The sequence below is a fragment of the Protofrankia sp. Cas4 genome (genome assembly GCF_963555915.1).
Taxonomy (GTDB): domain Bacteria; phylum Actinomycetota; class Actinomycetes; order Frankiales; family Frankiaceae; genus Protofrankia.
In genome coordinates this window covers 4,498-30,970 of record NZ_CAUVXL010000100.1, presented here as the reverse complement: position 1 = coordinate 30,970, position 26,473 = coordinate 4,498, and the positions used below count along the sequence as shown (strand labels likewise).

The following is a 26,473-nucleotide window of genomic DNA, read 5'->3' as shown; positions in this document are numbered from 1 at the left end:
AGTTCGGCCAGGGCCATGATGATCATGGATAGGACGCCGCCGGCTCCGAGCAACCCACGCAACCGGTCCGGTTGACCCGCGACCCGGCGCCTCGCCGTCAGGTGCCACGGTGCCACGGTGCCCGGAGTTACCGGCGGCTTCCCGTCGCGCGACCACGAGCCGCCACGATCTCTGCGACCAGGCGTTCCAGTCCGTAAGCCGGATCAACAGCGCCGCCCTTGACAGCCGCATCCGCAGCGCTGGCGGCACGCATCGCCCGCGCCAGCCCCGCATCACTCCACGCCTGGGCCGCCCGTTGGGAGCGCTCGACCTTCCAGTCGGGCATCCCAAGGGCGCGGGCCACCTCCCAGGCGGAGCCACCGGCGGCGGCGGAAACCCGGGCAAGATCCCGTAGCCCCGTGGTGACGGCGCTTACCACCAGTACCGGGGGAACCCCGCTGCCCAGCGTCTGGCGAAGCGCGGTCAGAGCCTGCGCCAGGTCTCCGGCGATCGCCGCGTCCGCCACCGTGAAACCGGTTGCCTCTGCTCGGCCTCGGTGATAGAGGGCTACCACCGCCTCATTGACCAGCCCACCTGAATCCGTAACCAATTGATCACATACGGCCGCGAGTTCGCGCAGATCACCACCAACAGCGTCCACCAGAGCCTTCACCGCGCCCGAGCCGATCTGGCCGCCGAGCCGACGGATCTCGGCCGCGACGAAGTCATGCCGGTCGCGCGGACGGGTGACGCGCGCTGCCGGAATCACCCGCCCGCCGGCCGTCTTCACCGCATCCGCCAGCTTGCGGTTGCGCACGGCACCGCTGTGCACGACGACAAGGACCACGTCGTCCAGTGGTCGGGCCAGGTAGGCGAGCAGCGCGTCCCGAAGATCGTCCGCCAGCTCCTGCGCACCGCGGACCACGACGATGCGCAGCCCACCGAACATCGATGAGCTGGACAGGTCAACCACATCGCTGTCGGTCAACTCGCCGGGTGCCCGGTCGACGATCTCCACCTGGGCATCGTGGGCCCGAGCCGCGTCCACGACGTCGCGGATCCCCCGGGCGACCAACAGCTCCTCGTCCCCGGCGATGAGGACCAGCCGCGGCAGGGCGGACGTTGACGACACGCTGGGGAGCATGTCATGCGCACGGCCCGTGGCCCGCGACGCCCTCGTCAAGGGCACCCGACGCGCAGACGGCCCATCATCCCGTGGATGGTCATGATCCGGCTGGCCGAACCATGACGATCAGCTCAACGGTCACCGCTCCGATCACCGCTGCCGCAAGAAGGCTGCGTCCGCGGCGCCGGCGGACCGCACCGAGCGTCGCCGTGGTGACGGCGACCAGGGCCAGGGCTCCGAGTGGACCGGTCGGCCAACCGATCTGTGCTCCCGGTGCCCGCGCGGCGATGTCGGCAATCATGATCAGCCATTCGCATGGCACGCCGGCGAGGGCGGCCAACAGCCGGGCCAGCGGCATACAGCACACTGCGGCCATCGTGGCGAGCACCCCAAGGATCGTTGCCGGGGCCACCGCGCAGTCGGCGAGCATGTTGGCCGGGATGGCGACGAGGCTGACGCCGCCGCCGATCGCGGCCAGCACCGGCGAGCAGGCGACATGTGCCGCCACGGCGACCGCGAGCAGCTCCGCCAACCACGTGGGCAACCGTCGTGACAGCGCATCCCGCCAGCCTGGAGCCAGGATCACCAGGCCTGCGGTCGCGAACACCGAAAGACTGAAACCAACCGAGCGGGCGAGATCGGGACTGACGAGGACCAGCATGAGCACCGTGGCGCAGAGCGCGGGTATAGCCCCCCGTTGCCGCCCACCACCCGTCGCGACAATCCCGATCAGCCCCATGACACCGGCCCGCAGGACGCTGGGAGACGGTCGGGCCAGCACGACGAAGCAGAGTAGGGCCAGTGCGACCCACCCAGCCCGCAGCCACGGACCACACCGACTTCGCCGGACGAGGATCGTCGCTGCGGCGATGACGATCGCGCAGTTCGCCCCGGACACAGCCACCAAATGTGACATTCCGGCGACCCGGAAGTTGTTTTTGACATCCTCGGCGAGATTGCCCGTGTCGCCCACCACCAGGCCCGGCAGCAGCCCTCGGCGCGGGCCGTCCAACCCCGACACCGCGTCGCGAAGCCCCTGGCGCAGATGGGCTGCCGCTGCCTGCACCATCGACGGCCCGCCGACCACCACCGGCGGGCCCCGGACGAAGATGACCGCCGCAACCGTGTCAGCCGCGCGTGGGGGCGCCAACGTGCCGTCGGCACGGACCCGCTGACTCGGTAACAGGCCCGCCCAACCGCTCGCGGTCGCCAGGACGAGCATCGGCTGGCGCAGCCGAAGATCACGCCCGGCCGCGGTGAGGCGCTCGACCCGCAGCGGGACGATGACCAGCTGAGTGTTGCCACCAGGACTCACCCGCGGATCACCGGTGAGCGTCCCTTCGATGGTGGCGGCCGCTCGCATCCCATCAAGATCGGCGAGTGGACCGTGTAGGCGACCACGGGCCGCGATACCCGCGGCGAGGACCCCAGCGGTGAGGCAGGCCAGCACAGCGAGCCCTGTTGCCGCGGGCCGCCAGATGTGTGTTCGCCGCACCAGGAGGACCGCACACACCAGTGTCGCGCCGAGGACGAGGGCGGCGATCAACAGCACGACCGGGGCCGGCTCGGTCAGGCCCGCGCCTGCCGCGCCGGCCCAGGCCGCGAGCGCCGGCCCGACAAGCCGCAGGTCGGCGGGTCGATCGGGCCGATCACCCGCCATCAGACGGTGATGAGTGGCAGCAGATCGGCGAGTCGCCGGTCACCGACGCCGGTCACATCCCCCAGCTGGTGGGGCGAGGTGAAGGTGCCATGGGCCTTGCGCCACTCGACGATCCGCTGGGCAAGCACCGGCCCCACCCCGGGCAACCCGTCGAGAGCGTCGACCGTGGCGGTATTGAGGTTCAGCGGTGTTTCCGGCGTGATCGCCGACGATCCCGTGCCCCCACCGGTGCCACCGCCGGTCCCGGCACCGGCCGGCGCGGGAGGAGCCGGGCCGGGACGGCCGTCCACCATGATCTGTTCGCCGTCCACCAGGCGGCGCGCCAACGCGAGACCGGCCGTATCCGTCCCGGGTAGCACGCCGCCAGCTTGCGCAAGAGCGTCCGCCACCCGGGATCCAGCCGCCACGGTCAGGACACCGGGGCTGTGCACCTTGCCCACCACTTCAACGACAATTTGTGCTGCCGGGCTATGTGTGGCGCCAGCCGATGACCAGATCACCGGTTTCGAACCGGCGCTGTCAGCGTCCGCCGGCACATGCCCCTGGGCCCGCGCCGATGGCGTCCCAGCGGAGACAGCCATCAGGGAGACCGGTCTGTTCCGCCAGGCAAACCATCCAGCCGTCAATGCCGCGGCCAGGGCCACGACCACGAGCAGGAGCGCTCCGCGGATGGCTGGATCGACCAGGCCGCCGCGCAGAAGCCGCGGCAGGTGTTCAGCAAGACCCAGCGGACCGGACCGGGCAGCCGGTTGCCGCACAAGCCGACCGGCGCTGCCTTGGGGCGACAGCTCGTCGAACAGGTCACCTTCGTTGTGCTCGCCGGCGAGCGCACCGGACGGCGTCGACGGTGCCGCAACGTCGAACATCACCGGCTGCGGCTCCAGCACCTCCGAAACGCCCGCGGCCGGCTGCGAGGCGTCGGTGTGACCACCCTCCGCCGCGGGGAACCCAGGGTCACCCATGACGGGCGTCCAACATGTCGGAACAGTCGGCGGTTCTACGTCGCAGCGTTCGGAAGGACTCAGCGGCGGGTAACCGTCCGGTCCGTGCGAGGCCAGAGTGCGGATTGTCGACAACCGGCGCCGGGGTGCGGCGGGGATGCCGACTGTGCGGGTAGCGCGAATGAACGGAAGATCAGCCATGTCCGCGACGGTAGAACGCCCCGTCATGGATAGCACGCTTCGATGCCATCCTGTGGATATCCGACTTTTATCCACAGGAAAACCACGGATGCCGAATGCTTCTGATATCTTCGGCATCATTGTTGATGCACGGTCACCGGTTTTGATCAATCAGTTCGTACATTCTCCCCACGGTTGCCACCAACACCAGCCCGCCCGGATGCGCACCCCCGGCGTCGGCTGCAATCAGGCGAACGGAAGTTCGTCGGCGTCGCCTCCGACAACCGGGTCGAGTAGGTGCGGGTCGTTGTTGCGTACGTTCCCAACTCGGGAGGTGACCGGGTACGCCCGCAACATGCCCACGGGCGCGGGCGCGAGCATTGCGGTCACGGCTGCCGGATCGTCAAGGCGCGGGTCGAGCCAGCGCGACCAGGACGCCCGTGGCAGCAGCACGGGCGAACGTGGATGCAGGAACTCAAGGCCGCCGGCCGCGGTGGTGGTGATGATGGTGAAAGTCGCACGTACAGCGCCCGACGGTGGCTGCCAGATCTCGTACAGGCCCGCGAGCGCGGCGGGCCCGTCATCGCCCGGATGCACCAGGTACGGCTGCCCACGGCGGGCGCCGTCCACCCGATGCCACTCGTAGTAACCGGTGGCCGGCACCAGGCAGCGGCGGGCGCGCAGCGCGGCACGGAACGCGGGCTTGGTGGCCACCGTCTCCGCCCGAGCATTGATCAGACGGTTACCGATCGCACTGTCGCGTGCCCACGACGGCACCAGCCCCCAGCGAGCCATCCGCAGCCGCGCGCCCCCGTCCGGCTGCTCGGGCGGGATGACAATCACCGGAACCTCGCTGGTCGGCGCCACGTTGAAGTTCGGCTGGACGCCACCGGTCTCATCACGGGCCGTGAACGACTCCGCCAGCTGTCGCGCGCTCAGAGCATTGGCGTAACGACCACACACACCATGACAGTCTGCCAGCCGACGGCCCGGTCGTCACCGCAGCAGCCACTCGACCGAGACAGCCAGACAGAACACGGACACGAGCGCGAAAAAGGCCACCCAGACCACGCCCGGCACGCCGGTCAGACGCGCCAGCTGGTCAGGGTCCGATGTCGGCGCGCCTCGACGGCGGGTCCGTTGCACCTCGACGATCGGCCGCACACCGCCGATGAGGAGGAACCAGGTGACAAAGGCTGCGAACACCTCCTGATAGGGCGACGGCGCCAGCATCGACACGGCGATGACCGTCACCGCGCTCAGCGCTATCGACAACACGCCGAACGCGTTACGGATGGCCACCAACACTCCGAGCAGCAGGGCGACACTGAGTCGCAACAGCAGGCTCACCTGGTTGGCAGCCAGCAGGGCTGCACCGCCAAGGCCAAGGATGGACGGAGTGATGTAGCCGGCCGCAACCGTGATCACGACGCCCGGCCCGGTCGGGCGACCCGCCGACACGGTCACCCCGGAAGTGTCCGAATGTAGTCGGATCCCGCCGACGCGCCGGCCGCTTCCGACCGCTGCGAGCGCATGCCCACCCTCGTGCGCAATGGTGATCACATGTCGGGCCAACGGCCACAGACGATTGTTGAGCACCACGAGAAGGGCGACGGCGGCACCGGCAATGGCTGTCCATCGCGGCGGGTCCCCGGACGTGAGCAACTGTGTCCACTCGTCAGGCGTCGTACGTCTCCTGTCTCAACAGTCGCCGCCGAGGGGCGGTGGCGGTGGCGGTGCCAGTATCGGTGCCGGTGCCGGTGTGACCGTCAGGACCCGAGTATGCAATGCTCGGACAAAAGATCGTCGAGGGCCGGCCGACATGGCGTCCCACCGCTTCACGACACCAAGGGTACGATCAGATATAGACTTCTCGTGACCGATCGGCGTCATCGTCACGACAGGGAACGTCGGGAGGTAAAGAGCGGGTGGCGGAGCTCGTCTACAAGCCAGTGATCCGTTTCGCGCTCGGGGCCTTCAAGGCTCTCGACCTCAAGCTGGATGTCCGGGGGCAGGAGCACATACCGGCCACGGGTGGCTGCGTGGTGGCGATCAACCACGTGTCGTATCTGGACTTCGCGCTCGCCGGTGTTCCGTTCTGGTACGCTCACCGGCGTCTGGTGCGCTTCATGGCCAAACACGAGGTCTTCGCCCACCCCATTGCCGGGCCGCTGATGCGAGGGATGCGCCATATCCCCGTCGACCGATCGGCAGGGGCCGGCTCGTACCGTCACGCGGTACAGGCCCTGAAGGCTGGCGAGCTCGTGGGGGTCTTCCCCGAGGCGACCGTCAGTCGTAGCTTCTGTCTCCAGCCCTTCAAGTCCGGGGCGGCCCGAATGGCCGCCGAAGCGGGCGTTCCCGCACTCCCGGTAATCATTTGGGGCAGCCAGCGCATCCTCACCAAGGGACGGCCACGTAACCTCCGGGCGGCGCGAGGAACCCCCGTATCGATCATGATTGGCGAGTCGATCCCGACGGCCGACCTGAAAGATGCCCAGACTGGAACACAACTGCTGGCCGATGCCATGGCCAAGCTTCTCGCCGACGCCCAGCGGGACTACCCACCGCCCCCTCCCGGCGAGTCACCATGGTGGCTACCCGCCCATCTGGGTGGCTGTGCACCCACGCTCGAGACGGTCGCGCGGGAGCAGGCCGCGCTCCGCGACAAGAAGTAAGGGCCTGTTTTAGATCTTCGTTCGCCTCGTCGAAACACGGCGAGAACAACCGCGAGCATTGTCAGATAGATCTCATCACGTAGCTTTCAGCACCCCGAGTTCCGGGCACCCGTGATCATAACCCTGCTCGTCCCGGGGCTCCCGTCGCGTCGCCCGCTCGGACCACCCAGGCCGTTTCGCCCGGCAGGCCGTTTCGCCCGGCAGGCCGTGGCAGGTTCCCCGGCTGGATACCAGGCCGGTCGACATCCGTGCGGCCGATCCCGGATGCTCTTATAGCACAAGGGTCGACAGACCTTTACACAAGGGGTGGGCGGGCATTTCTTCAGGAGCACCTCTACCCGGCAGCTCTAGCCCGACTCCCCGTGCAGACAAGGCAAAGACTACTTGTAGACAACATCCGATCCCCAGATGTGTCCGGACTCTCTAGAGCACAGGGGCGACCCATTGGTAACCTCAAGCACCAACAACATTTGAGCCAACCCGTTTGGCTCGCCGAGTCCGTGTTGTATAGAGACTCACCTGTTCGTTGTCGATGGAGGCGCCCACGATGGCTGTACAAGAGCTGGCGATGCCGACTGCTAGCAGGGTCGGCACAGTGGTCGCGATCGGGCAGCAGGTTCGGGTCCCGAAGACCGCTGAGCTGGTCGCGGCGCACCTACGACGCCGGATCGTACGGGGAGAACTCGTCGAAGGCGACGCACTGCCGCCCGAGGCGACCCTCATGGAACAGTTCGGTGTCTCCCGGCCGACATTGCGAGAAGCATTCCGTGTGCTGGAATCCGAGGCCTTGATCACAGTCAGGCGCGGTGCGCACGGTGGCGCCCGGGTGCACACCCCCAACGGCGACATCGCCGCCCGCTATGCCGCCCTGGTCCTGGAGTACCGCGGTACCACGCTGGCCGACATCCATCAGGCTCGCGTCGTGATCGAGCCGCCGTGCGTGGCAATCTTGGCAGCGAACCGTACCCAGGATGCCCTCGACAAACTCAGGCTCGCGGTGACCGAGACAGCCGCCGCGACGGCGACCGACGATCCAGGCCAGTGCCTGCAGGCCAATCTCGCCTTTCACGTGCTGCTGGTGGAGCTCGCCGGAAACACGACGCTTTCGGTCCTGTCAGGCATGCTGCGCCACATTCTCGATCTTGCGACGCTCTCCCATCCAGCCGCGGAGCGCAGCCCCGAGCACCGGCTCGCCATCCGCCGGCGACTCGTCGACCACGAGCGCGTCGTGGACCTCATCGAAGCCCGTGACGCCCGTGCCGCCGAGGACCTGTGGCGGGAGCATCTGCTGGAAGCGGGCCGTTACCTGACCGACGGCCCGGTGGCCGCGACCGTGCTCGATCTACTCGGCTGATCGGCAAACGTCGGTCGACACTGGTGTCGACACCGGTGTCGACACTGGGCGAGCCCCTTGGGCCCGGCCGTGCCTGCGGATTGCTACAGATCACCGCAGCGGGTCGAACGGCGCGAGGTGATCAGGACAACGCCCGGTGGTGACCGCCTCAGCCACCAGCTGGCCGGTGATCGGTCCAAGGGTGATGCCCCACATCCCATGACCGCCGGCGACAAACACCCGAGGTGACGCCGTCCGCCCGATCAGGGGAAGACCGTCCGGTGTACACGGACGGGAACCGACCCATTCCTGCGTCCGCGTATCGACATCGACACCGGCCAACAGCGGACGCACCGCATTGACGATCGCGGTGATACGGCGGCGATCCAGCGGCGCGTGCGGTTCCCGGAACTCCATCATCCCGGCAATGCGCAACCGGTTCCCGAGCGGTGTGCACGCCACCCGGTGGGTCGGAAAGTACAGCGGGCCGCGCGGCAGGTCGCGCGCGGTGACGCTGAAGCTGTACCCACGCCCCGCCTGAACGAGAGTCCGGACCCCGAACGGGCGCACGAGATCGGTCAGCCACGCGCCGCAGGCGACCACCACGGCATCGAACCGGTCGATCTGCCCGGTAGAGAGCTCCAGCCCCACCTCCGCGGCCCCAGCACGACGTCGATTGCCACGGTCGGCAGCCCGGTCGGCAGCCCGGCCGGCATGGATGGCCAGTACGCCGACGCCCTCCCGCAGCTCGCCGCCCCGGGCCCGGACACTGTCCGCGAGTGCTGTCACGAAATCCCCGGGATCGCAGAAGCGCTGGCCGTGGATGCGGATCGCGGCACCGATCCCATCGGTCAGCGCCGGCTCCAGTGTGCGCGCGGCGCGGCCGTCGAGCAGGTCGAACTCGACGTGCTGGCCGGCACTGCGGATCTCCTCGAGTTCGAGGATCAGCGCCTCCCGCTCGTGTGGATCGCGATAGCAGGCCAGGAACGGCACGGCCGGGCGGGTTGGTACGTCCACTCCCCCGGCCGCGAGGATGTCGAAGGCACCAAGTGCCCGCCGATTGACCGGCGCAAGTGCCCCCATCGCCCGCCGCCAACGGTTGGCCGTGCTGTTGCGTGCGAATCCGGCGAGGAAGCGCAGCAATCGCGGGTCTGCTCGCAGCGGTACGTACACCGGCGATGTCGGCATCAGGACAGCCCGCAGGCCGTAGCGCAGTACGGCCGGCTCCGGCAGCGGCGCAGCCAGGCTCGGGGTGAGCCAGCCGGCGTTACCCCAGGACGATCCAGCGGCCACCCGGACGCGCTCGATCACTGTGACCTCGACCCCGCGCTCCTGCAGAAACCAGGCACTGGCCAGGCCGACCATACCGGCGCCGACAACCGCCACCCGCCCGGGCGGGCGCGACCCGCGGCCGGCTCCCGGGCCCTCGTCAGCGGACACGTGCGTCATACCACCTCACTGTTAGCGCGCCGGGGACTGCGGCCTGCGGGCGCGCGATCTGACGATCGTCGCGCGCCCTTCGGCCCGCTGGAACACAGGCCGGTCGCACGTCGATCCACGACCCTCACCGGGCACGTACGGTCGTTGTCATGCGGCCGATGATGGCGGTGGGCCAGGCGTGATTCATACGGTTCTCGCCTATCTCACATGCCCGCTGTGCGGACAGGATCTCGCCACCGGCAACGGGCAGGTGCGCTGCCCGGGCGGCCACGCATACGACCTCGCCCGAGGGGGTCACCTGACCCTCACGACCGGTCGGGCCGCTGGGATCCCCGGCGACAGCGCGGACATGGTCCGGTCACGAGAGGCGTTCTTCGCGGGCGGTCACTACCGCGCGCTCGCCGACCAGCTTGGCTCGGTCATCCAAGGCGCGACGAGGGAAACCTGGACGATCGGTGACGAGCAGGTCGTCGTCGACATCGGCGCCGGCCCCGGGTACTACCTGGCGCATCTGCTGAACCTGTGCCCCGACGCGGTCGGCATCGCCATTGACGTGTCCACCTACGCACTGCGGCGCGCGGCCCGCGCGCATCCGCGGATCGGCGCGGTCGGCGTGGACGTACGCGGCCCGCTGCCGGTGCGAACGGGCACGGCGTCGGTCATTCTCGATGTCTTCGCGCCGCGCAATGTCACGGAAATGCACCGCATCCTCCGGCCGGACGGGTATCTCGTCATCGTAACGCCCACCGTCCGCCATCTGGCCGGCCTTGTCGGTCCGCTGGGTCTGGTCACGGTCGATCAGCGCAAGCCCGAGCGCCTCCGCTCGACCCTGGGTGAATCCTTCGTCAGACGGGAGCGGTTGACACTCGACCTCGAAATGTCGCTCACCGCATATGATCTCCTCCATCTTGTGATGATGGGGCCGACCGCCCACCACCGTCGCACCGCCGACATCCAATCGATCATCGATGAACGGTGGCCGAACGGCGCGACCCCGACGGCGTCATTCACAATCGAGGTGTACGAGCCCCACCCGACATAGAGCGGATTCAGCGAGCGATCAGGTCTGCCATGAACATGGTTTCGACCGTGACCGGGACGAGCGCCCGCTGAATGATCAGGCGTTCGAGCTCTCCGTAGAGATTCACGACCACCTGTTGATTCGCGTGTCCAAGCACGACCGCCCCCGGCTGGATGGCCTGACGCGCAGCCGCGATGAGTTCGCCGGCAGTGACGCCCATCATCGAGTCGCCCACCGACCCGCTCCACATAAGGATGCGCGAATAACCCAGTTCAGCGAGGATCGCTCTCGACCGCTCGTTGTGCTCCCCGTACGGCGGGCGGAACCACGGTCGGGTCGTGACGCCGAATGTCTGTCTGACCCAGTCGTCATTGCGTTCCACCTCGGCGCGCAGCGTCGCGTCGGAAAGTGTACGGATACTGCGGTGGCTCCAGGTGTGGTTGACCATCGTGACCTGCCCGGATTTGATCAGCGACCGGACGGCGGCTGCATGCTGATTCCACACGTTGCGGTACATCCCGTTCGGCGCGAACGAGAGCGGAATTTTCGCCCGGCTGGCGAAGTCGACATATCCGGCAACCGCGGTGGCATTAAAACCGTCGTCAATGGTAAGCGCAACCTGGCGGGTCGCTCCCGGCGCGTTGAAGAGGATCTGTTGCTGTCCCGGCGCGACCGCGAGCGGAGCGGGCGACCCCCACGGGCCGGCTGACGGCTCCAGCAAGCCACCTGACGGCTCCAGTCGGCCACCTGACGGCGCCGCCTGCGGTGGGACCGGCGCATCGGGCACCACGCGGATCGGCGGGACGACAGGTCGCGGACCAACCGCCGGCGGAACGGACTTCGGGCGGTCACCGGCACAACCGACGAGCAGGTCGGCGGCCCCGAGGGCGAGAATTTTCACAAGGCGACGTCGGTCCACCCATGAGATTCTGAAGAGCTTGACTACGGAGCGCAACTGCAGCGATGCAGTCCCGGCTGCCCTGCGTGGTCGGTCACCACACGCGGCACCCGGCGACTCCGGACAAGCGGGGTCAGGACAAACGGGGTCAGGACAAACGGGGTCAGGACAACAGCCTGGCCCGCCAGGTGGGCACCGCGTCCGGATGCGCGCCGTTGGCCGCGAACCAACCGGACAGGCCACCCGGATGATCGTCGATGACGGCCAGTACCTGCTCGACAGCCGAGATCGAGGTCGTGGTCAGGTCGGGAGCACCCATGCCCGCTCCAGGCAGCAACGGATTGTTACCTAGTCGGCGCAGTACCTCCGCCATGTTCGCGGCCGTCGCCGCGTAATCCGCGAGTATCGCGTCCGGTTCAACGCCCACCGCACGTAGCAGGACCGCCACGACCAGGCCTGTCCGGTCCTTGCCGGCCGCACAATGCACAAGGAGTGGTCCAGGCGCATGGGCGGCCAGATGAAGGATCTCGACCACCCGCGATCCGGTCCGTTCGACGATCGCCCGATACATCGTGCTCAGGCCGCCCGCGAGGGCAACAACGATCTCGGACGTGGGATGCGCGGGGTCGACGTCACCGAGCAACGGGATCACTCGGACATCGGTCACCGCCGATTCCAGTGGGTGCGGGCTACCGTCGCGCTCGACCGGCGACCGCAGGTCGATGACCGTGCGGGGTGGCCATTCACGATCGAATACCGGTAGCCGGTCGCCATGGCGCGGGGCGTCACTGCGGTACAGAACGCCGGGTCGAGTACGCCGACCGTCCTGCGTCGGCAGTCCGCCGAGATCCCGCAGGTTCACCAGCTGATCTCGATCGCGCCGCGGTAGCGATCCGCCGCGAGCCTCCCGGGCTGCCGGTACCGGTAGTGCCGCCGGTACCGGCGGACTGCCTGCTGTCGTCTCGTGCACCGCCGTCTCGTGCGCCGCCGTCTCACTGCCGCCCATGGCTTCGCTCCCGCCCTGATCGTCCGGTGTTGTTCCAGTGGAGCACACGTATCCGTCCCACGCCTGAACCCATGGCCAAGGTTTGCGCCGGCCAGCTCCGCAGCGACGCCTCCCCGGATGCTCGGGGGCTGCGACCTCGTGGGCCGCCGTACAATCGCGCACGGCGACGCGCCGTTACATTTTGGGGTGCTATAAGATTTAGTTGATTTTAGCTGATATGTGCTGCAAGGCGGCAGGTACCGGCGATCTCCCCGCACTCGGGTCGTCCACCCGGTGCCGCGAGAACCGACGAGGGCTGTCGCCATATGCCGCTGCACGATGCCGGAAAGTGACAAATCGCTGCAATAGTATCAATAATGCTTGGGGAGAGGGGTGGGCGTGAACGTCCTGGAGGCGACGTTTCTCGGTGCGGTCGAGGGACTGACGGAGTTCCTGCCGGTATCGAGTACCGGACATCTGACGATCCTGGAGAAACTGCTCGGCTACTCCATCGACGACCCCGACATAACGGCGTTCACCGCGATCATCCAGGTCGGCGCCGTCTTCGCGACGTTGCTGTACTTCCGCAAGGACCTGGGGAGGATCCTGGCCGCCCTGCTTCGCGGCATCGTCCAACCCCGGTGGCGCGGCCACCCCGACTACCTCTTCGGATGGGCGGTGCTGCTGGGTTCGCTACCCATCGGTGTGGTCGGGCTGCTGTTCAAAGACATGATCGAGACGACACTGCGCAGCCTCTGGTTCGTGGGCACCGCGCTCGTGGTGTGGAGCGGTGTCATAGCGTACGCCGACGGCAACGCGACCCAGAAGCGCCACGAGGCGGACGTCACCTGGAAGGACACCCTCGCCATCGGTCTGGTCCAGTGTGCCGCGCTGATCCCTGGCATCTCCCGGTCCGGCGCGACCATGTCGGCCGGTCTGACGCGGGGCCTTGACCGGGTGACCGTCACCAGACTGTCGTTCTTCCTTTCCATCCCGGCCCTGTTCGGGGCTGCGGCCCTGCAGGGCGTCAGCGAGGCCGGCAACATCGCCCACGGGGTCGGCTGGACACCAACGATCATCGCTACGGCCGTCAGCTTCGCCGTGGCCTATGTCGCCATCGCCTGGCTCCTGAAATTCATCGGCAAGAACAACTATGACATGTTCATCATCTACCGGATCATCCTCGGCACGACCGTGCTGCTGCTGCTCGCAACGGGGATCCTCTCGGCGACCTGACGATCGGGCTCGTCGGCCGGGCTCGTCGGCGAGGCGGCCAGAACGGCCATCGCATGCGAGAGCACCGCATAGGGTCGCGGGGTGGCTCGGGTTGTCGTGGTCGGCGCGGGGGTCGGCGGGTTGGCGACGGCCGCGCGACTGGCCGCCGCCGGGCATACCGTCACCATCTGCGAGCAGGCATCCGAGATCGGCGGCAAGCTCGCACGGTTCAGCCTGGACGGCTTCTCCTTCGACACCGGACCGTCCCTGTTGACGATGCCGGACGTCTTCGCGGACCTGTTCGCCGCCACCGGCGCGCCCCTGGGAGACATCCTCGAGCTGCGCCGACTGGACCCGATCACCCGCAACCGCTTCGCCGACGGGACCGTCCTCGACGCTCACGCCGACGACAACGCGTTCACCGCCGAGCTGGACGCCGTCCTGCGTCCCGGGTCGGGCGAGCAGTGGGGCCGGCTGGCAGCCCACGCCGAGCGTCTGTGGGAGGCGACCAGCGGCCCGTTTCTGGCCGCCCCCAACGCCGGTGTCCGGTCGTTGGCCGGGTTGGCGCTGCGACGTCCAGGCGACATCTCCACCATCGCGCCCGGCCTGACGGTACGTGGGCTCGGCCGGCGTCATCTCACCGACCAGCGACTGCGGATGTTCCTCGAACGGTATGCGACCTATACCGGTTCCGATCCGCGCCAGGCACCGGCGGCCCTCGCGGCCATCGCGCACGTCGAGCGTTGCTACGGCGGTTGGTACATCCCCGGCGGCCTTCACCAGCTCGGCCAGGCTGTCGCGGACCGGGCCGTGTGCCGTGGCGCGCGCCTGCTGCTCGACCATCAGGTCGTCGCGATCACCCGCAACGCCGGTGGTCGGGTGACCGGGGTACAGCTGGCCGGCGGCCGGGGCATCGACGCGGACCTGGTGGTGTCCGGCATCGATGCCCGCACGGTGTACGGCATACTCGCGCCCCACCGGCGGGCGCAGCGGCGGCTACGCCGGGCGCCGGCGTCGTTGTCCGGCTTCGTCCTGCTGCTCGCCCTGCGCGGGCGGACGCCGGATCTCGCCCATCACACGGTGCTGTTCCCCGCCGAGAACGACGGCGAGTTCGACGCGGTATTCGGCGGCCGCCTGGCCACCGATCCGACGATCTACATAAGCGCGCCCGACGACCCCGCCCTCGCACCGCCGGGCTGTGAGGCATGGTTCGTCCTGGTGAACGCGGCCCGGCACATAACCGCTCCGCCGCGCGACGCCGCGACGCCACGGCCCGCACGCGGCGGCACCGGCACCGGCCCGGTCGGCGGCCCGGTCAACCGCGGGGTGGACTGGGATCGACCAGGGCTTGCCGACGCCTACGCCACCCAGGTCCTGGCTTTGATGGCCGAGCGCGGCCTGGATGTCCGGGCCCGGCTGCTGTGGCACCGTGTGATCACTCCAGCCGATCTGGAGCGACGGACCGGCGCGGTCGGCGGGGCGATCTACGGGACATCGTCCAACGGCGTGCGCGCGGCGTTCCTGCGACCGGGCAACCGCTCGCCGATTCCGGGACTGTTTCTCGTCGGGGGGTCATCCCACCCTGGTGGGGGCCTCCCACTGGTCGCCATGTCCGCGAAAATCGTCGCCGACATGATCGGCCCCGCGTAGTGCGATGATCCGTACCACGCGCTGTGGTCAGTGTCGGGATACGCCGGCCCCGGTCGGCAACGTCGCGGTCCGCAACGTCCGGTGGACCACGATGCCGAGCTGGATCAGGCCCCCGGCACAGACCGTTGCGGTGGCGGCGGCACCGATCATGCCGGCAAGGTCGGCACGGCCGGGGTCGATCGCCGCGCCCAGCATCGCGATTACTGTGATGATGATCCGGGTAGGCCGCTCGCCGACCGTCACCACGCCGATCTCGCAGAACCCCACGTTCCCGGCCCGCGCACGCAGATACTCCAGCAGCGCGACCGCGGCCCCGGCAACGGCACACACCCCACCGGGGGCGCCGAGCAGCCAGAAGGCGACAAGGTAGATTCCGTCACAGATCCGGTCCGCCAGCGAGTCGAGGACGTACCCCCAGGGCGTCACCCGACGGGTGAGGACAGCCACACATCCGTCAAGGTTGTCCAGGAGGCCACCAGCAACGACGATCATCGCGGCTAGCAACGGGTACGGGCCGCCCAGCGCCGCGGCCGGCAGCATGGCACCGGTCAGCAGCGTCCCGGCGACAGTGATCGACGTGGGGCCGATACCACCCACGGCCAACGGGCGTCCCAGCCGGTAGACCAGGCCGAGCCACCAGCGGACGAGCCACATGCCGGTTGTGGCATCGTAACCTCCGTGCAGGCCCGACCACTCCCTGAGAAAGCCGTCACGGTCGGGCACCGGGGTGGTCACCAAGCCATCGTGCCCTCTGCGTATGGTTCCGTCGTCCGACATGACCCGCTTGTGATGACGACCCACTACCGACGACTGTCAGCCCCCTTCGAGGAGCCGCCGCAAGGCGGCCGCAGGAGACATCGGTGACCAAGCACTCGCCCCTGGTCGTGGAGACACTCGACGACCTGCATCCGACAGCAATCTTCAACGCGGAGCGCGACCAAGTGGTGGTCGCGGTCCGCATCACACCCGTGTTCGGCACCCTGGACCTCGACCTGGTGGCAGCGGTCGTCGACGCGGCGAACCTGGCCGACTTCGCCCTCGTCCGCGAGCAGCCTTTCCGGGACGAGTGGCTGTTGTGCGTCTTCGACGCCTACGAGGACCACGACTGACCGGCCGCCCGCCATCCGGACAGGGAGCGGAACACCTCACGGGTGGCGGTCGAGCGGTTCAACGTGATGAAGTGGATGCCCGGTGCACCTCCGGCCAGCAGCTTCTCGCACAGGTCCGTCGCGACCGCCACCCCGACCGCCGCCACCGCCACCGGGTCGTGGGCCACCTCGTGCAGCCGGCCGGCCAGATCCGCGGGAAATTCCGCGCCGGACAGCTGCGCCATCCGCTCGATCTGCGCGACATTCGTCACGGGCATCACCCCGGGGATGACGGGCGCCTCGCAGCCGAGCCGGCGGACCCGCTCGACCAGCCGGAAGTAGGCGTCCACATCGAAGAAGAACTGGGTGATCGCGTAGTCCGCGCCCGCGGCCAGCTTGCCGACCAGGTGGCGGGCGTCGGTGTCGAAGTCGGGCGAACGCGGGTGGCGGTCCGGGAACGCCGCGACCCCGACGCAGAAGTCGCCCAGCGACCGGACAAGGCGCACGAGGTCCTCGGCATAGCGCAGACCCTGCGGGTGCGCGACCCAGGTCCCCCGCGGATCACCGGGCGGGTCGCCACGCAACGCCAGTACGTTGTGCACCCCGGCTCCGGCGTAACTGCCGATCACCTGCCGCAGCTCGGACACGGAGTGGTTGACAGCCGTCAGGTGCCCGATCGGTGTGAGAGTGGTGTCGGTCGCAATCCGCTCGGTCACGCCGATGGTTCCCTTGCGGGTAGACCCGCCCGCACCGTAGGTCACCGACACGAAGGACGGTTGCAGGGATTCCAACTCCCTGATCGCTGTCCACAGGTGGCGCTCCCCCGCAGGGGTTTTGGGTGCGAAGAACTCGAACGAGAACGACAGCTGACCGGACGCGAGGAAGTCCCGCACAGTCAGCACCCGAGGTCCCAGCCCGCTCCTGACCGCCGTCATAGGCTCGAGGGTAGTGGCTGCCATGGGCCGGGGCCCTCGGCGGCTCACAGGCGCACCGGTCCGCCCGGGGCGGGGCTGCACACCCGTACCCGCCCGGACCGGCTGCGGGCCGAAACCGTCCGGGTCGCCGCCGGGTCAGCTGGAACGCTGACATCGACGGCACCGGGGTCCGCCGACTCCACATCCACGGCATAGGGACCGCCCGGGACGACAACCGTGACCGCGCCGCTGTGGCCGTGCGCGCTCACCTGATCGGGCGGAGACGAGAAATGCAGGATGACATCTCCCAGGCGGCTGCGTGCGGTGACCCTGCGCCCGCCCAGCTCACGTCCTGCGATGGTGCCGGAGTCCGTCAGGAGGACGAGGTCACCGTCGGATCCCCACAGTGTCACATCCCCGCGGCGCACCTCTGCTCGTACGCGGGTCGCCCTGGGCAACGTCAGCCGGACCCGGGCCTCGCTGACACGGCCGTCGATGCGCAACAGGTCGCCGCTGCGCGCCAGCGCCGGGCGGGTCCGCCCGACACGTCGGCGCACGGTCATCTCCAGGCGGGCGTCGACCCGGTCGGTCTCGGCGATCTCCACCCGGCCGGCGGCCAGTCGAACCTCGACGGCGCCGACCCCCGCCACCGTCTGCCCGATCTCCGCCGGCGGCCGGTACAGCAGCGCGATACCGCCGGCTGCCGCGCACAACAGGACGACGGCCGCTCCGACCACGACCACGGTTGTCATCCGTTCCCCGTTCTGTGAGCAACTGATTCGTTGAGCAACTGATTCTCCGAGCAACTGATTCGTCGAGCGACCTGCTCGTCAAGCGACTGGTTCTGTCAGCGAATGCGATCCACACATTCTCGCTGGTGGCGATCCCCTGAGGAGCAGGATGCGTACGGTCATCGGCCCGACCGACAGGATTGTGATCGTGGGGGCGGGCCTGGGCGGACTGTCCGCCGCCCTGCGGCTGGCCGGCGCCGGCCGGCAGGTCACCGTGGTCGAACGCGAGGACGTCCCTGGTGGGCGGACCGGGCAGCTGCGCATGAGCGGCTACCGGTTCGACACCGGGCCGACCGTCCTGACCATGCCGGACCTGATCGCGGACGCCTTCGACTGCGTCGGGGAGAACCTTGACGACTGGCTGCAGCTGCGCCCGGTCGACCCGCTGTACCGGGCGCGCTACCCCGACGGATCCACACTCGACATCCACGCCGACCCGGACGCGACCGCCGATGAGATCGCCCGCGTGTGCGGGCCGGGCGAAGCCGCCGGTTACCGCCGGTTCGTCGCATTCGTATCGCAGCTGTACCGGGCGCAGATGCGCGACTTCATCGACAACTCGATCGACTCACCGCTGGACCTGGTGCGGCCGTCCCTGGCCCGTCTGGTCGCCCTGGGTGCCTTCCGCCGCCTCGATGCGGTGGTGGCCCGGTACCTGCACGACGAGCGCACCCGCCGGGTCTTCTCGTTCCAGGCGATGTACGCAGGCCTGTCCCCCCACGACGCGCTCGCCGTGTACGCGGTGATCGCCTACATGGACTCGGTAGCCGGGGTGTACTTCCCGGTCGGAGGAATGCACGCCGTTCCGGTGGCGATGGCGCTGGCCGCCGCCAAACACGGAGTGACGTTTCGCTACGGCACCACCGTGACACGGGTGGAGACCCGCGGTCGGCGGGCGATCGCGGTCCACACGGCGACCGGTGAACGCATCGCCGCGGACGTGGTGGTGCTCAACCCCGATCTTCCGACCGCCTACCGGGAACTGCTGCCCAGCTCCGTCACGCCGCGGCGGGTCCGCGACCTGCGCTATTCACCGTCATGCTTCCTGCTGCTCGCCGGATCGAGCGCCGGCTTCGGCGACCAGGCCCATCACACGATCCACTTCGGACGGGCCTGGCAGCGCACCTTCGACGAGATCATCAAACGGGGTGAGCTGATGAGCGACCCGTCGTTCCTGATCACCACGCCGACGATCGGCGACCCGTCGCTGGCCCCGGCCGACCGACACAGCTACTACGTGCTGTTCCCGACGCCGAACCTGACCGCGCCGCTGGACTGGTCGGTGCTCACCCGACGCTACCGCGACGAGGTGGTGGAGACCCTTGAACGGCGGGGGTACGCCGGCTTCGGTGCCGCGATCGAGGTCGAGCACACGATCACACCCGCGGACTGGCGGGCCCGGGGAATGGCCGCCGGTACCCCGTTCGCCGCCGCCCACACCGTCGGTCAGACCGGTCCGTTCCGCCCGTCGAACCTGGCCCCGAGTCTGGACAACGTGGTGTTCACCGGCAGCGGTACCCAGCCCGGCGTCGGCGTGCCGATGGTGCTGATCTCGGGACGACTGGCCGCCGAGCGGGTACTCGGCCGGGACCGGGCCTACCGCTCCCGGGCACTTCGCTGAGCACAAACCCGAATGGACCGCAAACCGAATTGATCGCCAACCCACGCTGACCGCCAGTCCGATTACCGTGAAGTGAGAAATCCTAGATTTCCCTTAAGTCATTGTTCGAACTGGCTGACCACCCTCGTTTCAGGTCTCGATTCCCGGCATCCGCTGCGAGACTGAGGCCATGGACGAACGGCAGGCTCCAGCGACCGCGCCCACCGCGGACGGCCCCAGTCCCCTCCCAGCCGACTCCGACCAGGGCGGGAAGAGCCTGGCCGACCCGGACACGATCACCGATGCCGATCATCTTGAGCGCGCCCTCTTCGAGGTCAAGAAAGTGATCGTCGGCCAGGATCACATGATCGAGCGCATGCTGGTGGCCCTGCTCGCCCGCGGGCACTGTCTGCTGGAGGGCGTACCCGGAGTGGCCAAGACCCTGGCCGTCCAGACACTGGCGACGGTGGTCGGCGGAACGTTCGCGCGTATCCAGTTCACCAGCGATCTGGTCGTGTCCGACATCATCGGTACGCGGGTGTACCGCCAGACCCGGGAGACCTTCGACGTCGAGCTGGGCCCCGTCTTCGCGAACTTCGTCCTCGCCGACGAGATCAACCGGGCACCCGCGAAGGTGCAGTCGGCACTGCTGGAGGTCATGTCCGAGCAGCAGGTCTCCCTCGGCGGCGTCACCCATCGGCTGCCCGCGCCGTTCCTGGTGCTGGCCACGCAGAACCCGATCGAGTCCGAAGGCGTGTACCCGCTTCCGGAGGCGCAGCGCGACCGCTTCCTGATGAAGATCAACGTACCGTATCCAAGCGGCGTCGAGGAGCTCGAAATCGTCCGACGCATGGGCGTGGCGCCGCCGGCGGCCGAGCGTGTGCTGGACCCGTGGACCCTGATGAAGCTGCAGAAACACGCCACGGAGGTGTTCGTCCACCACGCGATCGCCGACTACGCCGTGCGGATGGTGCTGGCGACCCGCTCGCCCGCCGAGTTCGGGATGCCCGAGCTTGCCGGCCACCTGGCCTACGGCGCGTCGCCGCGCGCCTCGCTCGGTCTCGTCGCGGCCGCACGGGCACTGGCGCTGCTGCGCGGGCGAGACTACGTCGTACCCGATGACGTCGCCGCGGTGGCTCTCGACATACTGCCGCACCGGCTGGTGCTGTCCTATGAGGCTCTCGCGGAAGGCCTGTCCGCGGACGCCATCGCCGGACGCGTCCTGGCCGCCACCACACCTCCGCAGGTCGCTCCGCGCCAGCATGGCTACGCCGGGCGCTGGACCACGAACCCGCATGGCTTTCCCGAGTACCACGCCGAGTACCAGACCGGGCACCAGGCCAGGTACCAGGCCGAATACCACGGCCGGAAGACGACCGCGTGAGCGCCGTGGGGTCCTCCCCCGGGTCGGGAACCGGCAAGCAGCTCGCCGCGGATCCCGCGATCGAGCGCACCCTGCGGCGTCTCGAGCTGACCGTCACCCGGCGTCTGGACGGGCTGCTGCTCGGTGACCATCTGGGCCTGGTACCCGGGTCCGGTACGGAAAAAGCCGAAAGCCGCACCTACCACGTCGGCGACGACGTCCGGCGGATGGACTGGGCGGTCACGGCCCGTACCACCATCCCGCACGTCCATGACCTCATAGCCGACCGTGAGCTGGAGACCTGGGCGCTCGTCGACCTCACGGCCAGCCTGGAATTCGGCACCGCGGCTTGTGAAAAGCGCGACCTCGCGATCGCCGCGGTCGCCGCGGTCGGCTACCTGACCGCACGCAGCGGCAACCGCCTGGGAGCGTATGTGCTCTCCGGCTCCGGCCCACGGGTGCTACCCGCCCGTACCGGTCGCGACGGCCTGCGGGCCCTGCTGCGGACCCTGTTGGCGACGCCGCGCACCGCGCTGGACCGCCCGGCCCGATCTCCTGACCTCTGCGCGACCACCGACCTCGCGGTGGCCGTGAACGGGCTGCGCCATCCACCCCGACGTCGCGGCCTGGCTGTGGTGATCTCGGATTTCCTGTCGACGGACGTGTCGTGGGAACGGCCGCTGCGCGCGCTCGCCGGGCGCCACCAGGTACTCGCCATCGAGATCATCGACCCACGCGAGCTGGAACTCCCGCAGGTGGGGCTGCTCACCGTCATGGACCCCGAGACCGGCGCGATGCTGGACGTGCCCACCTCGTCTCGCCGCCTGCGCGAGTCCTACGCCCGCGCGGCCGCGACACACCGCCGCGAGGTGGCCGCGGCGCTGCGCCGGGCCGGTGCCGCCCACCTGGTGCTGCGGACCGACACCGACTGGCTCGCCGACATCGTCCGCTTCGTCCTGACCACCCGTCGAAGCCGCGGCGCGGGCAGGCGCCCGCGGGTCACCTCCCAACCGGCCGGGACGCCGCGATGAGCTTCCTCGCCGGCTACTGGCTGTGGCTGCTGCTGGTGGTCGCCACCCTGGCAGTGGCCTACGTCCTGCTGTCGATGCGCCGGGGTGTCTATGCGGCCCGGTTCGCCTCGGCGGGACTGCTCGCGTCCGTGCTGCCGCGGCGCCCACAGTGGTGGCGCCGCCATGTGCCGGCTGTTGTCCTGCTGCTCACGCTGGCCACCATGGTGTTCGCCCTCGCCCGCCCGGCGCGCACGGAACGGATACCCCGCGAACGCGCGACCATCATGCTGGCGATCGACGTCTCGAACTCGATGGCGGCCATCGACATCACCCCCAACCGGCTCGAGTCGGCCAAACAGGGCGCCGAGTCGTTCGTGGATCAACTGCCACCACGGATCAACCTGGGCCTGGTGTCGTTCGCGGGCTCCGCGGCTGTTCTCGTCCCGCCGACCACCGACCGCGAATCGGTCCGCGCCAGCATCCGCGGCCTGCAGCTGGGTCCGTCCACCGCGATCGGTGAGGGCATCTTCGCCTGCCTGCAGGCCATCAGCACGCTCGGCGACCAGGTCACCGCAGACGGCCAGCCGCCGCCGCCGGCGGCCATCGTGCTGCTCTCCGACGGTGAAACCCAGCGGGGACGCCCGAATGCCGAGGCCAGCGATGCCGCGCTCGGCGCCCGGATACCGGTGGACACGATCGCCTACGGCACCCCGGACGGCACCCTCGACGTCGGCGGCCAGCAGGTTCCCGTCCCGGTCAACGAGGCGGCGCTGCGCGAGATCGCCCAGACGACCGGCGGGTCCTACCACCGAGCCGCCTCCGGCGACGAACTGCGGTCGGTGTATCAAGGGCTCGGCAGCTCGATCGGATATCGTACCGAGTTCCATGAGATCACCATGTGGTTCGTAGGATTGTCGCTGTGCCTCGGCCTGACCGCCGCGGCGCTGTCGCTGGCCTTCTCATCCCGACTCCCCTGACCCGAAAGCAGCACTGTGCGCGCGCGTGAGCTGACCGCCGCCGGTATTACCGCACCGGAGTTGAGGCGCTCCTACCTGGAATGCCGCCGGCTCAACGCCGCCCATGGCCGCACGTATTTTCTGGCGACCCTGTTGCTGCCCGCCTGGAAACGGCCCTATGTCCATGCGCTCTACGGGTTCGCGCGCTACGCGGACGAGATCGTCGATGATCTCGACTCCACGCTCCCCGACCGGGAACGGGCGGCCTGGCTGCACGGTTGGAGTGCGGAATTTCTCGCCCAGGCGCGCTCGGGCCTGCGCGTGGCACCGCGGGACGGAACGGCCCCCGGGGGCGGGGGCACCGGGGGCGGGGGCACCGGGGGCGGGGGCACCGGCGTCGGGGGCACTGCCGCGACATCGGTGCTACCGGCGGTCATCGACACGATCGGGCGGTGGGGCATCCCGCTTGAGTACTTCAGGGCGTTCCTGCAATCCATGGCGATGGACCTCACCGTCACCTCCTACGCGACCTGGGAGGATCTGATGGCCTACGTCCACGGATCGGCGGTGGTGATCGGCCTGCAGATGGTGCACGTCCTGGAGGCCGCCGGTCCCGCCGCCCTGCCCTACGCACGCGATCTGGGCGCGGCGTTCCAGCTCGCGAACTTCATCCGGGATGTCGGGGAGGACCTGCGCCGGGGCCGTGTCTACCTGCCGCGGGAGTCGCTGGACCTGTTCGGCGTGACCCCGCAGCACCTGCGCGCCGGTGTGGTGGACGGCCCGGTCCGCCGGCTGCTCGCGTTCGAGATCAGCCGCGCCCGGGAGCTCTTCCGCGCTGCCAGACCCGGCATCCGACTGCTGCACCCGACATCGCGCGATTGTGTCGGGACCGCGTTCCGGCTCTACAGCGGCATTCTGGACGAGGTGGAACGCGCCGATTACCAGGTGCTGGACAGGAGGGTCAGCGTCGGGCTCGCCCGACGCGTCGCTGTCGCAGGCCCGGGAATCGTCCGCGCCGCCCATATCCGCCGGATCCACGCCGACCCGGGCGTACGTCCGCCGGGTGACGCCCCCTACTATCGGCCGGGGTTTTGACGAGTCATATCCGTCAGGGGGGAGTGACCCGATGCCTCGGGTTCTGCTGGGTCCTGCACACAGCCAGGTCCGGCCCGGCCAGGTAACGTCAAGTGTCCAGATGGCCACATGCTGACACGCGACGGCGATCCGGCGACCGGGGATGGCGTGGCCGCCAACGACGACACCGCTGCTGCTGCTGCTGCCGCTGCCGCTGCCGCCGACGACGGTCCGGGCGCGGCACCGGTCAGCGTGGTGATACCGGCGCACAACGAGCAGGCGGTCATCGACCGTTGCCTGCGGGCACTGCGCACCGGAACGCCCGCAGGCGCCCTGGACATCGTCGTGGTGTGCAACGGATGCACCGACCGCACGGCGGAGCTCGCCCGGGCTGCCGGGGCGCGGGTGGTGGAGACACCGCGTCCAGGCAAAGCCGGGGCGCTCAATCTCGGCGACGCGGCGGTGACGTCGTTCCCCCGCTTCTACGTGGACGCCGACGTGGTCGTGCGCGGTGACGTCCTGCTCAAGACGGCGGATCTGCTGCGCACGGACGCCGCGATGGCGGCGGCGCCCCGGCTGGCCGTCGACCTGACCGGGGTCAGCTGGCCGGTGCGCAGCTTCTACCGACTGTGGATGCGCCAACCGTTCGTCGGCGACGGCCATGTCGGCTCCGGGGTGGTCGGCCTCAACGAAGCAGGGCGGGGACGGTTCGAGCACTTCCCCGAGATCATCGCCGACGATCTCTTCCTCTACACCCTGTTCAGCGCCGACGAGCGCCGGGCCGCCCGCCCCGGGGTGGAGTTCACCATCTTTCCGGCCCGGACTGTCCGCGCCCACCTGCACCGACTCGTCCGCGTCTATGCCGGCAACCTCCAGCTCGGCCAGACGGAGGCGAAGCCCGACACCAGCGCCAACGGCCGCAGCGGCTGGGCCCGGGTGGTACGAGAAGATCCACGCAGAGCCGTCGACATACCCTGCTATGTCGGCATAGTGGTGCTGGCCCAGCTACTGGCTCACCGCAAGCTACGTCGGGGGGACGTGAAAACATGGGAACGCGACAACACCAGCCGGACCACCAGCGCGGGCGCAGCCTGAGCAGCGCGTTACGGGCGGCACGCTCGCTACTCGACCCGCTGGGCTATGCCCACCTCCTGCGGGTCGCGCACTTCTACGGCTACTCGCACGTGCGGCCGCGCCGCCTGCTGACCATGGGGCCCGGGGTGCGCCTGGCACCCAACGTCTCCATTCGCAACGGGGAGCGCATCACCATCGGCGCCGGTGCCGAGATCGGCGAACGCTGCTACCTGTGGGCCGGTGACTCGGCCGGCCGTATCGACATCGGCGAACACGCGCTGTTCGCCCCCGAGGTCTTCGTCACCGCGTCCAACTACCGGACGCCGCCCGGTGTACCCGTCATGCACCAGGACAAGGACGAACGCGACATCCGTATCGGCGCGAACGTCTGGCTGGGCGCCCGGGTGGTCGTCGTCGCGGGTGTCACCATCGGCGACGGGTGCATCGTCGGCGCCAACTCGGTGGTGACCAAGTCGCTGCCGCCGGATGCCATCGCGGTCGGCGCGCCCGCCCGGGTGGTCGGCCACCGCGGCGACGCGAGCACCGCAACACCGCCCGTTGACGAGCAGGCCGTTGACAAGCCGAGCGTTGACAAGCCGGGCTCAGACAAGCCGGGCTCAGACAAGCCAGCCGGAGACGGGCCGGCTGGGAACAAACCGACCGCAGACCCGGCGACCGGCGCTCCCAGCGACAACGGACGGGGGACAGCATGGCCATCGACGTCTCTGTCCTGATCATCTCCTACAACACCCGTGAACTCACCACCGCCTGCCTGGACTCGCTAGTCCCCGCAGCGCTGCAGGGCCAAGGGGCGCGCGACGATCGTCAGATCGCGCGCCCGCAGGCCGCAGGCCCCACAGCGTTGCAGGCTGCGCCGGACACCGTGAGCACCGAGGTGGTCGTCGTCGACAACGCCTCCAGCGATGACACCGTCGCTGTGCTCAAGGAGCGCTACCCGTGGGTGCGGCTGATCGAGCAGCCGACCAACCTCGGCTTCGCCCGTGCGGTCAACATCGCGGCGAGCGACGCCACCGGCCGCTACGTGCTGCTCCTCAACTCCGACACGGTGGTCATCGACGACGCGGTGGGCCGCCTCGTCGCCTTCGCCGAGCAGTATCCCCACCACGGGGTGTACGGCGGACGCACGCTGGCGCCCGATCGGACTCTCGACCCCAGCTCGTGCTGGGGTGCGCCCACGCTGTGGAGCCATCTGTGCTTCGGTCTCGGCCTGACCACCGCGCTGCGCGGCTCGCGCCTGTTCGACCCCGAAGCGCTCGGCGGGTGGCAGCGCGACAACGTCGCATCGGTCGGGGTGGTCACCGGCTGCCTGCTGTTGGTACGTCGGGACCTGTTCGCCCAGCTCGGCGGGCTCGATCCGCGGTACTTCATGTACGGCGAGGACGTCGACTTCTCGGTGCGGGCCCGGGCCGCCGGCTACGACCCGGTGATCACTCCGACGGCAACCGTGATCCACCACAGCGGCGCGTCGTCGTCCCACCA

General features: G+C 69.2%; 25 protein-coding genes. 14 read left to right on the top strand and 11 right to left on the bottom strand.

Annotated elements, in window-relative coordinates; translation table 11 throughout:
* Nucleotides 1-127 precede the first annotated feature (127 nt).
* From holA to U9979_RS09395, 5 genes are all read right to left on the bottom strand, one after another.
* Nucleotides 128-1,111, bottom strand: coding sequence for a DNA polymerase III subunit delta (gene holA / locus U9979_RS09415; RefSeq protein ID WP_322779060.1), 984 nt, complete (start codon nucleotides 1,109-1,111; stop codon nucleotides 128-130).
* 91 nt (nucleotides 1,112-1,202) lie between these two features.
* A complete protein-coding gene (locus U9979_RS09410; RefSeq protein ID WP_322779059.1) occupies nucleotides 1,203-2,765 on the bottom strand; it encodes a ComEC/Rec2 family competence protein in 1,563 nt (520 codons plus the stop codon).
* Complete coding sequence (locus U9979_RS09405; RefSeq protein ID WP_322779058.1) at nucleotides 2,765-3,727, bottom strand: ComEA family DNA-binding protein; 963 nt, start codon at nucleotides 3,725-3,727, stop codon at nucleotides 2,765-2,767. The genes U9979_RS09410 and U9979_RS09405 overlap by 1 nt, the downstream gene beginning before the upstream one ends.
* Nucleotides 3,728-4,132: 405 nt before the next feature.
* Entirely contained in the window at nucleotides 4,133-4,849 is a 717-nt protein-coding gene (locus U9979_RS09400) for an SOS response-associated peptidase (protein ID WP_322779057.1), read from the bottom strand.
* A 33-nt stretch (nucleotides 4,850-4,882) separates the two neighbouring features.
* Nucleotides 4,883-5,551: a M50 family metallopeptidase gene (locus U9979_RS09395; RefSeq protein ID WP_322748156.1), complete on the bottom strand. Its 669-nt coding sequence runs from the start codon at nucleotides 5,549-5,551 to the stop codon at nucleotides 4,883-4,885.
* 263 nt (nucleotides 5,552-5,814) lie between these two features.
* On the opposite strand from U9979_RS09395, the gene U9979_RS09390 reads away from it, so the two are divergent.
* Together U9979_RS09390 and U9979_RS09385 are read left to right on the top strand one after the other, a co-directional pair.
* Nucleotides 5,815-6,561 (top strand): lysophospholipid acyltransferase family protein, encoded by a 747-nt coding sequence (locus tag U9979_RS09390; protein ID WP_322779056.1) that lies wholly within the window; start codon nucleotides 5,815-5,817, stop codon nucleotides 6,559-6,561.
* Nucleotides 6,562-7,108: 547 nt separating this feature from the next.
* Nucleotides 7,109-7,915 (top strand): FadR/GntR family transcriptional regulator, encoded by an 807-nt coding sequence (locus U9979_RS09385; protein ID WP_322748154.1) that lies wholly within the window; start codon nucleotides 7,109-7,111, stop codon nucleotides 7,913-7,915.
* 90 nt (nucleotides 7,916-8,005) lie between these two features.
* Here U9979_RS09385 and U9979_RS09380 read toward each other — a convergent pair whose 3' ends face one another.
* Nucleotides 8,006-9,343, bottom strand: a complete 1,338-nt coding sequence (locus tag U9979_RS09380) for an NAD(P)/FAD-dependent oxidoreductase (RefSeq protein WP_322779055.1) — start codon at nucleotides 9,341-9,343, stop codon at nucleotides 8,006-8,008.
* Nucleotides 9,344-9,512: 169 nt separating this feature from the next.
* Here U9979_RS09380 and U9979_RS09375 point away from each other — a divergent pair, with 169 nt between their 5' ends.
* A complete protein-coding gene (locus U9979_RS09375; RefSeq protein ID WP_322748152.1) occupies nucleotides 9,513-10,376 on the top strand; it encodes a putative RNA methyltransferase in 864 nt (287 codons plus the stop codon).
* 7 nt (nucleotides 10,377-10,383) lie between these two features.
* Here the strand turns inward: U9979_RS09375 and U9979_RS09370 are convergent, their stop codons facing one another.
* The gene (locus U9979_RS09370) at nucleotides 10,384-11,274 is read right to left on the bottom strand and encodes a polysaccharide deacetylase family protein (protein WP_322779054.1); all 891 of its coding nucleotides are present in this window, start codon (nucleotides 11,272-11,274) and stop codon (nucleotides 10,384-10,386) included.
* Nucleotides 11,275-11,416: 142 nt separating this feature from the next.
* Entirely contained in the window at nucleotides 11,417-12,259 is an 843-nt protein-coding gene (locus U9979_RS09365) for a tyrosine-protein phosphatase (protein ID WP_322779053.1), read from the bottom strand.
* Nucleotides 12,260-12,637: 378 nt separating this feature from the next.
* Between U9979_RS09365 and U9979_RS09360 the strand changes: the two genes are divergently transcribed.
* Together U9979_RS09360 and U9979_RS09355 are read left to right on the top strand one after the other, a co-directional pair.
* Entirely contained in the window at nucleotides 12,638-13,474 is an 837-nt protein-coding gene (locus tag U9979_RS09360) for an undecaprenyl-diphosphate phosphatase (protein ID WP_322779052.1), read from the top strand.
* A gap of 81 nt (nucleotides 13,475-13,555) precedes the next feature.
* Entirely contained in the window at nucleotides 13,556-15,103 is a 1,548-nt protein-coding gene (locus U9979_RS09355; RefSeq protein WP_322779051.1) for a phytoene desaturase family protein, read from the top strand.
* Nucleotides 15,104-15,130: 27 nt separating this feature from the next.
* Here the strand turns inward: U9979_RS09355 and U9979_RS09350 are convergent, their stop codons facing one another.
* Complete coding sequence (locus tag U9979_RS09350) at nucleotides 15,131-15,838, bottom strand: CDP-alcohol phosphatidyltransferase family protein (RefSeq protein WP_322748147.1); 708 nt, start codon at nucleotides 15,836-15,838, stop codon at nucleotides 15,131-15,133.
* Nucleotides 15,839-15,963: 125 nt separating this feature from the next.
* Between U9979_RS09350 and U9979_RS09345 the strand changes: the two genes are divergently transcribed.
* Nucleotides 15,964-16,212: a hypothetical protein gene (locus tag U9979_RS09345; protein ID WP_322748146.1), complete on the top strand. Its 249-nt coding sequence runs from the start codon at nucleotides 15,964-15,966 to the stop codon at nucleotides 16,210-16,212.
* On the opposite strand, the gene metF is transcribed toward U9979_RS09345, so the two are convergent.
* The gene (metF, locus tag U9979_RS09340; RefSeq protein WP_322779065.1) at nucleotides 16,194-17,126 is read right to left on the bottom strand and encodes a methylenetetrahydrofolate reductase [NAD(P)H]; all 933 of its coding nucleotides are present in this window, start codon (nucleotides 17,124-17,126) and stop codon (nucleotides 16,194-16,196) included. The two genes, U9979_RS09345 and metF, sit on opposite strands and share 19 nt — an antisense overlap.
* 44 nt (nucleotides 17,127-17,170) lie before the next feature.
* Nucleotides 17,171-17,857 (bottom strand): hypothetical protein, encoded by a 687-nt coding sequence (locus U9979_RS09335; RefSeq protein ID WP_322767015.1) that lies wholly within the window; start codon nucleotides 17,855-17,857, stop codon nucleotides 17,171-17,173.
* Nucleotides 17,858-18,005: 148 nt separating this feature from the next.
* On the opposite strand from U9979_RS09335, the gene crtI reads away from it, so the two are divergent.
* The 8 genes from crtI to U9979_RS09295 form a co-directional block, all read left to right on the top strand.
* A complete protein-coding gene (crtI, locus tag U9979_RS09330; RefSeq protein WP_322779050.1) occupies nucleotides 18,006-19,517 on the top strand; it encodes a phytoene desaturase family protein in 1,512 nt (503 codons plus the stop codon).
* Between the two features lie 169 nt (nucleotides 19,518-19,686).
* The gene (locus U9979_RS09325; protein ID WP_322779049.1) at nucleotides 19,687-20,880 is read left to right on the top strand and encodes a MoxR family ATPase; all 1,194 of its coding nucleotides are present in this window, start codon (nucleotides 19,687-19,689) and stop codon (nucleotides 20,878-20,880) included.
* On the top strand, nucleotides 20,877-21,890 hold the full coding sequence (locus U9979_RS09320) for a DUF58 domain-containing protein (RefSeq protein WP_322779048.1): 1,014 nt from the start codon (nucleotides 20,877-20,879) through the stop codon (nucleotides 21,888-21,890). Before U9979_RS09325 ends, U9979_RS09320 begins: the two co-directional genes overlap by 4 nt.
* Nucleotides 21,887-22,846, top strand: a complete 960-nt coding sequence (locus U9979_RS09315) for a VWA domain-containing protein (protein WP_322748141.1) — start codon at nucleotides 21,887-21,889, stop codon at nucleotides 22,844-22,846. The genes U9979_RS09320 and U9979_RS09315 overlap by 4 nt, the downstream gene beginning before the upstream one ends.
* 15 nt (nucleotides 22,847-22,861) lie before the next feature.
* Complete coding sequence (locus tag U9979_RS09310) at nucleotides 22,862-23,920, top strand: phytoene/squalene synthase family protein (RefSeq protein ID WP_322779047.1); 1,059 nt, start codon at nucleotides 22,862-22,864, stop codon at nucleotides 23,918-23,920.
* A gap of 108 nt (nucleotides 23,921-24,028) precedes the next feature.
* Nucleotides 24,029-24,994: a glycosyltransferase family 2 protein gene (locus U9979_RS09305; RefSeq protein ID WP_322779046.1), complete on the top strand. Its 966-nt coding sequence runs from the start codon at nucleotides 24,029-24,031 to the stop codon at nucleotides 24,992-24,994.
* Entirely contained in the window at nucleotides 24,946-25,707 is a 762-nt protein-coding gene (locus U9979_RS09300) for an acyltransferase (protein ID WP_322779045.1), read from the top strand. The genes U9979_RS09305 and U9979_RS09300 overlap by 49 nt, the downstream gene beginning before the upstream one ends.
* The coding region (locus U9979_RS09295; RefSeq protein ID WP_322779044.1) for a glycosyltransferase family 2 protein at nucleotides 25,683-26,473 on the top strand (791 nt) is incomplete at its 3' end. The genes U9979_RS09300 and U9979_RS09295, both read left to right, overlap by 25 nt.

Bases quoted from the DNA above. Each gene is read 5' to 3' on its own strand.
- U9979_RS09410 (WP_322779059.1), bottom strand. From the start codon at position 2,765: ATGGCGGGTGATCGGCCCGATCGACCCGCCGACCTGCGGCTTGTCGGG.
- U9979_RS09405 (WP_322779058.1), bottom strand. From the start codon at position 3,727: ATGGGTGACCCTGGGTTCCCCGCGGCGGAGGGTGGTCACACCGACGCC.
- U9979_RS09385 (WP_322748154.1), top strand. From the start codon at position 7,109: ATGGCTGTACAAGAGCTGGCGATGCCGACTGCTAGCAGGGTCGGCACA.
- U9979_RS09380 (WP_322779055.1), bottom strand. From the start codon at position 9,343: ATGACGCACGTGTCCGCTGACGAGGGCCCGGGAGCCGGCCGCGGGTCG.
- U9979_RS09365 (WP_322779053.1), bottom strand. From the start codon at position 12,259: ATGGGCGGCAGTGAGACGGCGGCGCACGAGACGGCGGTGCACGAGACG.
- metF (WP_322779065.1), bottom strand. From the start codon at position 17,126: ATGACGGCGGTCAGGAGCGGGCTGGGACCTCGGGTGCTGACTGTGCGG.
- U9979_RS09335 (WP_322767015.1), bottom strand. From the start codon at position 17,857: ATGACAACCGTGGTCGTGGTCGGAGCGGCCGTCGTCCTGTTGTGCGCG.
- crtI (WP_322779050.1), top strand. From the start codon at position 18,006: ATGCGTACGGTCATCGGCCCGACCGACAGGATTGTGATCGTGGGGGCG.
- U9979_RS09325 (WP_322779049.1), top strand. From the start codon at position 19,687: ATGGACGAACGGCAGGCTCCAGCGACCGCGCCCACCGCGGACGGCCCC.
- U9979_RS09315 (WP_322748141.1), top strand. From the start codon at position 21,887: ATGAGCTTCCTCGCCGGCTACTGGCTGTGGCTGCTGCTGGTGGTCGCC.
- U9979_RS09305 (WP_322779046.1), top strand. From the start codon at position 24,029: ATGCTGACACGCGACGGCGATCCGGCGACCGGGGATGGCGTGGCCGCC.
- U9979_RS09300 (WP_322779045.1), top strand. From the start codon at position 24,946: ATGGGAACGCGACAACACCAGCCGGACCACCAGCGCGGGCGCAGCCTG.